Below are 9,869 nucleotides of genomic sequence, written 5' to 3'. Positions count from 1 at the left end.
CCCCCCCCCCCCCCCCCCCCCCCCCCCCCCCCCCCCCCCCCCCCCCCCCCCCCCCCCCCCCCCCCCCCCCCCCCCCCCCCCCCCCCCCCCCCCTCTCGCGTGGTGCGGGACCGGACGGTCAGCGGGCGCCGATCTCGTCCGTCAGCTGCGGCAGCACCTCGAAGAGGTCGCCGACCACGCCGTAGTCGACCAGGTCGAAGATCGGGGCCTCGGGGTCCTTGTTGACCGCGACGATCGTCTTCGAGGTCTGCATGCCGGCCCGGTGCTGGATCGCGCCGGAGATGCCCGCCGCCACGTACAGCTGCGGCGAGACCTGCTTGCCGGTCTGGCCGACCTGGTTGGAGTGCGGGTACCAGCCGGCGTCCACGGCGGCGCGGGAGGCGCCGACGGCCGCGCCGAGCGAGTCGGCCAGCTTCTCGACGACCGCGAAGCCCTCGGCCGCGCCGACACCGCGGCCGCCGGAGACCACGATCGCGGACTCGGTCAGCTCGGGACGGCCGGTGGAGACGCGCGGGGTGCGCGAGACGACCTTCGCGGCGTTGCCGGTGAAGGCGACGGTCACGTTCTCGACCGTGCCGGCGGCCGGGGCGGCCTCCGGGGCGGCGGAGTTCGGCTTGACCGTGATGACCGGGACGCCGTGCGAGACCGTCGACTTCACCTGGTACGAGGCGGCGAAGACGGACTGGGTGGCGACCGGGCCGTTCTCGCCGGCCTCCAGCTCCACGGCGTCGGTGATCAGACCGGAGCCGAGGCGGAGCGCGACGCGGGCCGCGATCTCCTTGCCCTCGCCGGAGGAGGTCACCAGGACGGCGGCCACCTCCTTCTCCTTCGCGAGCTGGGTCAGCGCGTCGACCTTCGGGACGACCAGCTGCTCGGTGAACTCGGCGCCGTCCGCGACGTACACGGTGGCCGCGCCGTACTCGCCGGCCGTGGCGGCGATCGAGGCGGCGGCCTCGCCGGCGCCGAGGACGACCGCGGTCGGCTCGCCGATCCGGCGGGCCAGGGTGAGCAGTTCGAGGGCCGGCTTGCGGACCGCACCGTCGGCGTGGTCCACGAGAACCAGGATCTCAGCCATGTTTCATAGCTCCTGTGTGGGTGAGGGAACGACGGTGGGTCAGATGAACTTCTGGGTGGCGAGGAAGGCGGCCAGCTGCTTGCCGCCGTCGCCCTCGTCCGTGACGATCGTGCCCTGCGTACGGGCCGGACGGGCGGCGACGGTGTCGACCAGGGTCCAGGACCCGGCCAGGCCCACCTCGTCCGCGTCGATGTCCAGGTCGTCCAGGTCCAGCTCCTCGACCGGCTTCTTCTTGGCGGCCATGATCCCCTTGAAGGAGGGGTAACGGGCCTCGCCGGACTGGTCGGTGACCGAGACGACCGCCGGCAGCGGGGCCTCCAGGAGCTCGGTGGCGGCGTCGCCGTCACGGCGGCCCTTCACCAGGCCGTCCTCGACGGACAGCTCCGACAGCAGGGTGACCTGGGGCAGGCTCAGCCGCTCGGCGAGCAGCGCGGGCAGCACGCCCATGGTGCCGTCGGTCGAGGCCATGCCGCAGACGACCAGGTCGAAGCCGGTCTTCTCCAGGGCCTTGGCCAGGATCGCGGAGGTGGCGATGACGTCGGAGCCGTGGATGTCCTCGTCGTTGACGTGGACGGCCTTGTCGGCGCCCATCGAAAGCGCCTTGCGCAGCGCGTCCTTGGCGTCGTCCGGGCCCACGGTCACGACGGTGACCTCGGCGTCGTCGGACTCCTCCGAGATGCGGAGGGCCTGCTCGACCGCGTACTCGTCCAGCTCCGAGAGCAGGCCGTCGACGGCCTCGCGGTCGGTCGTCAGGTCGTCGGCGAAACCGCGGTCGCCGGTCGCGTCGGGGACGTACTTCACACAGACAGCGATCTTCAGGGTCACGGCCTGTCTCCTTTCGAGAGGCTGGTGGTTACGGGAGGTTGCGGGCCATGACGATGCGCTGGACCTGGTTGGTGCCTTCGTAGATCTGGGTGATCTTGGCGTCGCGCATCATGCGCTCGACGGGGTAGTCGCGGGTGTAGCCGTAGCCGCCCAGGAGCTGGACGGCGTCGGTGGTGACCTCCATGGCGACGTCGGAGGCGAAGCACTTGGCCGCGGCGCCGAAGAAGGTGAGGTCGCCGTCGACCCGCTCGGACTTCGCGGCGGCGGCGTAGGTGAGCTGGCGGGCCGCTTCCAGCTTCATGGCCATGTCGGCGAGCATGAACTGCACGCCCTGGAAGTCGGCGATCGGCTTGCCGAACTGCTTGCGCTCCTTGACGTAGCCCTTGGCGTAGTCGAGGGCGCCCTGGGCGATGCCGATGGCCTGGGCGGCGATGGTGATGCGGGTGTGGTCGAGGGTCTTCATCGCGGTGGCGAAGCCGGTGCCCTCGGCGCCGATCATGCGGTCGGCGGGGATGCGGACGTTGTCGAGGTAGACCTCGCGGGTCGGGGAGCCCTTGATGCCGAGCTTCTTCTCCGGGGCGCCGAAGGACACGCCCTCGTCGGACTTCTCCACGACGAAGGCGCTGATGCCCTTGGAGCGCTTGTCCGGGTCGGTGACGGCCATCACGGTGTAGTACTCCGAGACGCCCGCGTTGGTGATCCACCGCTTCACGCCGTTGAGGACCCAGAAGTCGCCGTCGCGCACCGCACGGGTCTTCATGCCGGCCGCGTCCGAACCCGCGTCCGGCTCCGAGAGCGCGTAGGAGAACATCGCCTCACCACGGGCGAGGGGCGCGAGGTACTTGTGCTTGAGCTCCTCCGAGCCCGACAGGATCACCGGCAGCGAGCCCAGCTTGTTGACCGCCGGGATCAGCGAGGACGAGCCGCACGCGCGCGCGACCTCCTCGATCACGATCACCGTGGCCAGCGCGTCCGCGCCCGCACCGCCGTAGGTCTCCGGGACGTGCACCGCGTGCAGGTCATTGGCGACCAGCGCGTCCAGCGCCTCCTGCGGGAACCGGCCCTCCTCGTCCACCGCCGCCGCGAACGGAACGATCTTCGCCTCCGCGAGCGCGCGGACCGACTCCCGGAGCATGTCGTGCTCCTCGGAGGGCCGATACAGGTCGAAGTCCTTGCCCATGATGTGGTCCCCTAGACGCTTGTGGCACTGAGTACCCTCAGCAAAACACACTCAGTGCCATGACGCCAGACTGACTCGGCGGTGGAGCCCCCGGCAGCAGCCCCCACAGCGCAGCCACGCGACAGCAGAGCGCCCCGACGCTGTCCGCGTCGGGGCGCTCAAAGAACCGTCCGGTCGGTTCTTGCGGCCTGCTGTGCCGGCCCTACGTGTCCGCCGAGAGCTCCCGGGTCCGGCGGAGCTGCGCGGCCTCGTACTCCTCGCCGAGCTCGCGGACACGCCCCTCCGTCAGGTCGAGACTGGTGAGGAGCGCGGGCGTGCAGATGCTCGGCATGAAGTGGTTGAGAAGGACCGAGACCCGGTACGCCAGGTCTTCGCGGTCGCACAGAATCTGGGACATGGTCTGGACCCCGGTGAAGGCACCGGAGAAGAGTTTGGCGGTGTCGGTCGGGTTGACGTGCACGAGGAGCTCCCCCCGGGCCTTCGCGATCGTCAGGATGTCCGACACCTGCTCCACCCACGCCATGAACGCGCCGACCCGGTCGACGCCCGTGGCGCCACTGTCCAGGGCCAGGGCGACGCTGGCGCGTACCAGGGCGTCGTGCTGCAGGCGGTGGGTGAGCAGGAAGCACTGGTCCGCGAGTTCCTGGAGCTTGATGGTCCGCGGGGCCAGCGGCACGTCCAGCATCTGGGCACCGAGGACGCCCAGCGCGACCTCTTCCTTGGATGCAAAGTGGAAGTACAGGGCCCCCTTGGTCACCCCGGCGCGCACCAGGATCTCCCCGATGGTGGTCCGCTCGTAACCGCGCTCGGCGAACACGGTCGCGGCCGCCTCCAAGATCGCCCGACGGGTCTTGATTGCACGCGCTTGCTGCGCCAAGGCGCCTCCTGCTGTCTGTGCTCTACGTGTGACGTGAAGCATTGAAAAGAAAACCGGGCTGTACGTATTCTAGGCAGGGCGGACATACCGCCCGGGGCGCGGGGACGCAAGGGGTTATCCATGGAGCAAGACGTTCGCGGTGCGTCGGCACACGTCCCAGGGGAGTTCGTACACCGAGCCGACCCCGCTGACATCATCCCCACGGGCTGGACACAGCTGCGCGCCGACCGGTTCTCCGTCTCGGCGCACTGGCCTGCCGCGCATCCCTTCTTCTCGCCGGTGGCAGGGGACCGGCACGACCCCGTTCTCGTGGCCGAGACGATACGTCAGGCGACCATGCTCGTGGCTCACGCCGAGCTGGGGGTACCCGTCGAGGACCAGTTCGTCATGTGGGGCCTCCACTACACCGCCGACGCCGACGCCCTTGCCGTGGACGGCCTCTCCTCTGACATCACCCTCGACGTCGTCTGCTCCGAGCTCAGCAGGCGCGGCGGCCGCCTCGGCAACCTGCGCACCCTCATCACCCTCACCCGCGACGGCCGGCACCTCGCCACCGGCGGCGCCCTGGCCCGCGCCACCTCCGCCCAGGCCTACCGCCGCATCCGCGGCGAGCGGATGGCCGCGCTCGGCAAGCACGTCCCGCTGATCCCCGGTGTCGCCCCGCACCTGGTCGGCCGCGAACACGCCAGGGACGTCGTCCTGGCCCCCGGCGACAGGCCCGGACAGTGGCAGGTGCGGGTCAACACCGGGCACACCACCCTTTTCCGCCGCCCGAACGACCACATACCCGGCATGTTGCTCCTGGAGGCGGCCCGCCAGGCGGCCGCGATGACCCTCGGCTCCGCCGCCTACCTGCCCACCGGCATGGACGTCTCCTTCTCGCGGTACGCCGAACTCGACAGCCCCTGCTGGGTCGAGGCGGAGATCCTGCCCACGACCGACCCCTGGGTGGACACCGTCCGGATCGAGGGCCGGCAGGACGGCCGGTCCGTCTTCGCCGCCACCCTCACCTCCCCGTCCCGCTTCCTGGCCGCCGCCTCCGGCCGCTTCGACCGCCGACTGGCGAGCTGACCGGGACGGGAACGACCGTGCCTCGCATCCTGATCACCGGGTCGACCGGCTTCATCGGCGGCCGGGTGGCCGCGACGGCCGCGGCGCGGCCCGACGCCGGCCCCCTCAGACTGCTCACCCGCCGCCCTCTTCCGCGGGCGGCCGACAACCCCGTGACGCCGCCCGCGGTCGCCGCCGCCCTCACCGGAGAGCGGAACCAGGACGGCCGACCTGATTCGGGTCGGAGCGGGCGGGACGCGCGCTCGCCACGGCCCGAGACCGTCCTCGGCGACCTCCGTGACCCCGCCTCACTCCGCCGCGCCTGCGAGGGAGTCGACGTCCTCGTCCACTGCGCCTCGGCGATCGGCGCGGACGAGGAGTCGGCCCGCGCGGTCAACGACGAGGGCACCCGGGCCCTGGTCGACGCGGCCGTACGCGCGGGCGTGACCCGGATCGTCGCGCTCAGCACCGCCTCCGTCCACGGCCGCGGCCCCTTCCGGGCCGCCGCCCCCGGCACCCTCCCGCTCGCGCCGGGCTCGGCGACGAGCCGCACACGGGCGGCGGGCGAGCGGCACGTCCTGGACGCCGGCGGGACCGTGCTGCGCCCGCACTTCGTGTACGGCGCGGGGGACCGGCTCCTGGTGCCGGGTCTGGTCAAGCTGCTCGCGGCGCTGCCAGGCCCGCTCGACGCGGGCGCCTCGCTGCACTCCGTGATCGGGGTCGACGCGCTGGCCCGGGTCCTGCTCGACGCCGCGCTCTCGGAGCGGACGCGGCCGGGGGCGTACTACGTCGGTCATCCCGAGCCGGTGCCGATCGCCGAACTCCTCGCCCCCTGCGAGGAGCTCCTCGCGGGCCGGTCGGGGCCGGCCCGCGGGCCGGTGGTGGGCGCCGACGAGGCCCGCGCGCTCGTCGCGGACCTCCCCTTCGCGCTGCACCACCTCGCCATGCTCGTCCCCGACCACTGGTTCGACGACGACCGCCCCTGGCGCGAACTCGGCTGCGACCCGGGCCCGGTGTACGCCGACGGCATCACGGAGCACCTCGCCTGGTACCGCGGGTTCCTCGCCGGGACCTGACGGGCGGGGCGGGGCGGGGCCTGGCCGACGGGGCGCGGGGGCGGACTCGGACGGGGGCCGGACCCACGCGCTCGCGTGCGCGCGCCCGCGGGCCGTCAGCCGACCGGGGTCACCGCGCCGGCGGGTTCCAGGTCCGGGAGGGCCGAGGGGCCCGCGAGGAGGGGCAGGAGGGTCTGCCAGAGGCCGGTGACGGTGCGGGGGGAGAGCCACTCGTCGTTGTCGCGGCCGAGGGCCTCAAGGCCCACGGTGGCGGCCACGACGGCGCGGACGAGGTCCTGTTGGCGGTCGGGGCCGCAGGCGAGCAGGCCCTCGTCGGCGGCCTCGGCCAGCCGCTGCTGGACGCAACTCTGCCACTCCTGGCGCAGATTCAGCTCCGTGCGCCGGTCGCTGGCGCAGCTGAGCCGGAAGCCCGCGCGGACGACGACGTCCCCGCGGAGCAGCCGGGCGAGCGCGTGCGTGGTGTCGGCGAGGTTCTGCAGGGCGTTCGACGGCCGGCGGTATTCGAGCCGGGCGGTACGGCGCAGGCGGGCGGCCGCCTCCCGCTCGACGGCGACGGAGACGGCCGCCTTGTTCTCGAAGTGGAAGTGGAGCGCCCCCGGGCTCACGCCCGCTCCGGTGCTGATCGCGGACAGGGTGGCCAAGTCGTAGCCACGGCGGTCGAATTCGGCGGCCGCGGACTTGATCAGCGCGTCACGGGTCCGCGCGGCCCGCTCTTGTTTGGTCACCCATGGCTCCCGCTCGACAACTCCAAACCGACTGCTTGGTATTGTAGGAGGTTTCCGCGCGGTGCATGGCCCTTTCGATGATCACACGGTCGACCCCGGCGGCAAAGGCTTTGCCGGGGGTCGGGGTGTCCTCCGGCGGCGGCCTTTCGCGGTGCTCCCGGTGGCTACAGTGGGGGCACGATGACACGTTTCCGCGAGAGTGTTCGGTCCCTGCTCAGGGAGCAGGTGCTCGACGCCGCCTACCGCCTGGTGGCGGCCGAGGGCTGGGGCGGGCTGCGCATGACCGCCATCGCGCGGGCCGCCGGCATCAGCCGCCAGACCCTCTACAACGAGTTCGGGTCGAAGGAGGCCATCGGCAAGGCGCTCGTCCAGCGCGAGCTGGAGGGCTTCCTCGTCGGCATCCAGCGCGAACTCGACGCCCACCGCGGCGATCTGGAGGCGGCGGCCGCCGCGGGTGTCGGCTACACGCTCCAGCAGGCGGTGGACAACCCGCTGGTCAAGAGCGTCCTGGTCGCGGCGCGCGGCGGTGAGGACGACCTTCTCGCCTATCTCACCACCCGCCCCGAACCGGTCTTCGGCACGGCGATGGTGATGCTCGACGCCTACGCGATCGAAGCCTGGCCCGAGGTCGACGAGGAATCCCGCGGCCTCGCCGTCGAGACCATCGTCCGCCTCACGGTCAGCCACATCGTCCAGCCGGTGGCCTCGCCCGAGGAGTCCGCCCGGCGCATCGCCCGGATCACCGCGCGCATCGCGTATCCGGGCGTCACCGTCTGACACCTTCTGACAGGGCAGCCGGAGCGGCCGGAGTAGCCGGAGCGGCCAGAGAAGTCGGAGCAGCCGGAGAAGTCGGTGAGGCCCGGTGTCGGACACGGGGGAATTCCGGCACCGGGCCTCGGTTGAATATTGTACGAGACTCGGCGGGGCCGGATGGCGGGGGGCGGGCGTACGGGGTAGATGTCCTGTGAGGGGCATCGCCGGTGACGCGAGGGAGGCCGCCGTGGAAGGCAGAAGCATAGGGTTCGTGCGGTCCTTCAACCGCGCCGCCGGGTACGGGTTCGTCGTCCCGGTGGGCTCCGAGGAGCAGGTCTACTTCAGCGCGGAGGACATCGAGGGAGGCCAGCGGACCCTCTCCGAGGGGCAGCAGGTCTCCTTCGTCCTGGTCCTCGGCGAGGGCCGGTTCGAGGCGAAGGAGCTGCGCGTCTGACGGTGCGGGGGGCTGCCTACGATGGGCCCATGTCCGAACGAGTGGAACCCGGGGCCGCCTCCCATGCGCACGAGCGGACGCCGGGCCCGCGCGAACTCTCCGCGGCGGCGGGTGTCTTCGCGCTGCTCGCCGACCCGACCCGGCTCCACCTCGTGTGGCTGCTCACCCGCGGCGAGGCCGACGTCGGCGCCCTGACGGAGGCCTGCGGGGCCGCCCGCCCGGCCGTGAGCCAGCACCTGGCGAAGCTGCGGCTCGGCGGGCTCGTCCAGTCCCGCAAGGACGGTCGCCGGGTCGTGTACGCCATGCCGGACGGCCATCTGAAGCGCCTGGTCGTCGAGGCGATCAGCCGGGCCGACCACGAGGTGACCGGCGAGCCCTGGCACGCCTGAGCGGGCGACCCGTCAGCGCGTGAACATGTGCGCACGCGTGCACGTGTCGGCTACCGTGGGGACATCCGTCGTCCGCCGCGGCCCGACCGGAGGCGTCCATGCTGTCCGTGCTGCGCAACCGCACCTATCGGCGTCTGTTCGGCGCCCAGGTCGTAGCCCTGGCCGGCACCGGCCTCGCGACCGTGGCGCTGAGCCTCCTGGCCTACGACCTCGCGGGGGCCGACGCGGCCGCCGTGCTCGGCACCGCGCTCGCGATCAAGATGGCCGCGTACGTGGGGATCGCCCCGGTCGTCACCGCGCTCGCCGACCGCGTACCCCGGCGCGCGCTGCTCGTCTCGATGGACCTGACGCGGGCCGTGGTCGCCCTTTCGCTGCCGTTCGTCAGCCGGGTCTGGCAGGTCTATGTCCTGATCCTGCTGCTCCAGGCCGCCTCGGCCGCCTTCACGCCGGCGTTCCAGGCGACCGTCCCGCAGGTGCTGCCGGACGAACGGCAGTACACGGAGGCCCTGTCGCTCTCCCGGCTCGCCTACGACCTGGAGAACCTGGCGAGTCCGGTGCTCGCCGCCGCGCTGCTGACCGTCATGCCGTACTCCTGGCTCTTCACCGGCACCGCCGCCGGGTTCCTCGCCTCTGCCCTCCTCGTCCGTGCCACCGCCCTGCCCCCGCCGCCGGCGCGGGACCTGCCCGAGGAGGGCGCCGGCCGGGCCCGGAGGGCGTACGCCAAGGTGGTCTTCGGGACCCGCCTCCTGCTCGCGACCCCGCGCCTGCGGGCCCTGCTCGCCCTGGATCTGGCGGTCGCGGCGGCCGGGGCCGTGGTGCTGGTCGACACCGTGCTGCTGGTACGGGACACCCTGGGCCGTTCCGCCGGAGACGTACCGCTCGCCCTGGGGGCGTACGGGGCGGGGTCGATGGCGGTGGCCCTGCTGCTGCCGAGGGTGCTCGGGCGGGCCGAGGACCGTGCCGTGATGGTGCGGGCGGCGTGCGTGCTGCCCGGGGCGCTCGGGGCACTGGCCGTGGGGCTCGCCGTACCGCCGGGGGCGTGGTCCTGGCCCGCGCTCCTCGGGGTCTGGCTGGTCGTCGGCGCGGCGGGTTCGGCGGTGCTGACGCCGGGCGGCCGGGTGGTGCGCCGCTCGGCGGGGAGCGGTGACCTGCCGGCCGCGTTCGCGGCCCGGTTCTCGCTCTCGCACGCGTGCTGGCTGGTCACGTATCCGCTCGCCGGCTGGCTCGCGGTGCGTGCGGACCCGGCCGTCTCGGCGGCCGTGCTCGCCGCCGTCGCCCTGCTCGGGGCCGTCGCGGCGGCCCGTCTGTGGCCCCGTACGGACCCCGCCGAGCTGCCGCACGTCCACCCCGAACTCCCGGCGGGCCACCCGCACTTGGTCGGGGCGGGCGGCCCGCACGCGCACGACTTCCGCATCGACGCGCTGCACCGGCACTGGCCGAAGGCCCCGGCGCGGCCCTGAGCCGC

At 73.0% G+C, this 9,869-nt stretch carries 11 protein-coding genes; 6 read left to right on the top strand and 5 right to left on the bottom strand.

Annotated elements, in window-relative coordinates:
• Nucleotides 1–118 precede the first annotated feature (118 nt).
• The 4 genes from ACZ7G1_RS09295 to ACZ7G1_RS09280 form a co-directional block, all read right to left on the bottom strand.
• Entirely contained in the window at nucleotides 119–1,075 is a 957-nt protein-coding gene (locus ACZ7G1_RS09295; RefSeq protein WP_470880627.1) for an electron transfer flavoprotein subunit alpha/FixB family protein, read from the bottom strand.
• Between the two features lie 39 nt (nucleotides 1,076–1,114).
• Nucleotides 1,115–1,900: an electron transfer flavoprotein subunit beta/FixA family protein gene (locus ACZ7G1_RS09290; protein WP_382873964.1), complete on the bottom strand. Its 786-nt coding sequence runs from the start codon at nucleotides 1,898–1,900 to the stop codon at nucleotides 1,115–1,117.
• 28 nt (nucleotides 1,901–1,928) lie between these two features.
• Nucleotides 1,929–3,080, bottom strand: a complete 1,152-nt coding sequence (locus ACZ7G1_RS09285) for an acyl-CoA dehydrogenase family protein (RefSeq protein WP_470880629.1) — start codon at nucleotides 3,078–3,080, stop codon at nucleotides 1,929–1,931.
• A gap of 202 nt (nucleotides 3,081–3,282) precedes the next feature.
• Complete coding sequence (locus ACZ7G1_RS09280) at nucleotides 3,283–3,957, bottom strand: ScbR family autoregulator-binding transcription factor (protein ID WP_470880631.1); 675 nt, start codon at nucleotides 3,955–3,957, stop codon at nucleotides 3,283–3,285.
• 120 nt (nucleotides 3,958–4,077) lie between these two features.
• Here ACZ7G1_RS09280 and ACZ7G1_RS09275 point away from each other — a divergent pair, with 120 nt between their 5' ends.
• Both ACZ7G1_RS09275 and ACZ7G1_RS09270 read left to right on the top strand, forming a co-directional pair.
• Entirely contained in the window at nucleotides 4,078–5,028 is a 951-nt protein-coding gene (locus ACZ7G1_RS09275; RefSeq protein WP_470880633.1) for a ScbA/BarX family gamma-butyrolactone biosynthesis protein, read from the top strand.
• Between the two features lie 17 nt (nucleotides 5,029–5,045).
• Complete coding sequence (locus tag ACZ7G1_RS09270; protein ID WP_470880635.1) at nucleotides 5,046–6,083, top strand: NAD-dependent epimerase/dehydratase family protein; 1,038 nt, start codon at nucleotides 5,046–5,048, stop codon at nucleotides 6,081–6,083.
• A 95-nt stretch (nucleotides 6,084–6,178) separates the two neighbouring features.
• On the opposite strand, the gene ACZ7G1_RS09265 is transcribed toward ACZ7G1_RS09270, so the two are convergent.
• Nucleotides 6,179–6,808, bottom strand: a complete 630-nt coding sequence (locus ACZ7G1_RS09265; protein ID WP_470880637.1) for a ScbR family autoregulator-binding transcription factor — start codon at nucleotides 6,806–6,808, stop codon at nucleotides 6,179–6,181.
• 180 nt (nucleotides 6,809–6,988) lie between these two features.
• Between ACZ7G1_RS09265 and ACZ7G1_RS09260 the strand changes: the two genes are divergently transcribed.
• The 4 genes from ACZ7G1_RS09260 to ACZ7G1_RS09245 all read left to right on the top strand — a co-directional run bounded on the left by ACZ7G1_RS09260 (nucleotide 6,989) and on the right by ACZ7G1_RS09245 (nucleotide 9,864).
• Nucleotides 6,989–7,585 carry a TetR/AcrR family transcriptional regulator gene (locus tag ACZ7G1_RS09260; RefSeq protein ID WP_470880639.1) on the top strand — a complete coding sequence of 199 codons (597 nt, stop codon included), beginning with the start codon at nucleotides 6,989–6,991 and terminating at the stop codon, nucleotides 7,583–7,585.
• A 223-nt stretch (nucleotides 7,586–7,808) separates the two neighbouring features.
• Nucleotides 7,809–8,015: a cold-shock protein gene (locus ACZ7G1_RS09255; protein ID WP_470880641.1), complete on the top strand. Its 207-nt coding sequence runs from the start codon at nucleotides 7,809–7,811 to the stop codon at nucleotides 8,013–8,015.
• Nucleotides 8,016–8,044: 29 nt separating this feature from the next.
• Entirely contained in the window at nucleotides 8,045–8,404 is a 360-nt protein-coding gene (locus tag ACZ7G1_RS09250) for an ArsR/SmtB family transcription factor (protein ID WP_470880643.1), read from the top strand.
• Nucleotides 8,405–8,502: 98 nt separating this feature from the next.
• Nucleotides 8,503–9,864, top strand: coding sequence for an MFS transporter (locus tag ACZ7G1_RS09245; RefSeq protein WP_470880645.1), 1,362 nt, complete (start codon nucleotides 8,503–8,505; stop codon nucleotides 9,862–9,864).
• Nucleotides 9,865–9,869: the final 5 nt, after the last annotated feature.

Source organism: Streptomyces sp. NPDC037273, assembly GCF_055603625.1.
The sequence above is the reverse complement of the archived record's forward strand: the minus strand, read 5'-3'. Positions and strand labels throughout refer to the sequence as shown.

Excerpts from the sequence above, each read along its gene's own strand:
- ACZ7G1_RS09250 (WP_470880643.1), top strand. The coding sequence starts at position 8,045 with ATGTCCGAACGAGTGGAACCCGGGGCCGCCTCCCATGCGCACGAGCGG.
- ACZ7G1_RS09245 (WP_470880645.1), top strand. The coding sequence starts at position 8,503 with ATGCTGTCCGTGCTGCGCAACCGCACCTATCGGCGTCTGTTCGGCGCC.
- ACZ7G1_RS09285 (WP_470880629.1), bottom strand. The coding sequence starts at position 3,080 with ATGGGCAAGGACTTCGACCTGTATCGGCCCTCCGAGGAGCACGACATG.
- ACZ7G1_RS09295 (WP_470880627.1), bottom strand. The coding sequence starts at position 1,075 with ATGGCTGAGATCCTGGTTCTCGTGGACCACGCCGACGGTGCGGTCCGC.
- ACZ7G1_RS09260 (WP_470880639.1), top strand. The coding sequence starts at position 6,989 with ATGACACGTTTCCGCGAGAGTGTTCGGTCCCTGCTCAGGGAGCAGGTG.
- ACZ7G1_RS09275 (WP_470880633.1), top strand. The coding sequence starts at position 4,078 with ATGGAGCAAGACGTTCGCGGTGCGTCGGCACACGTCCCAGGGGAGTTC.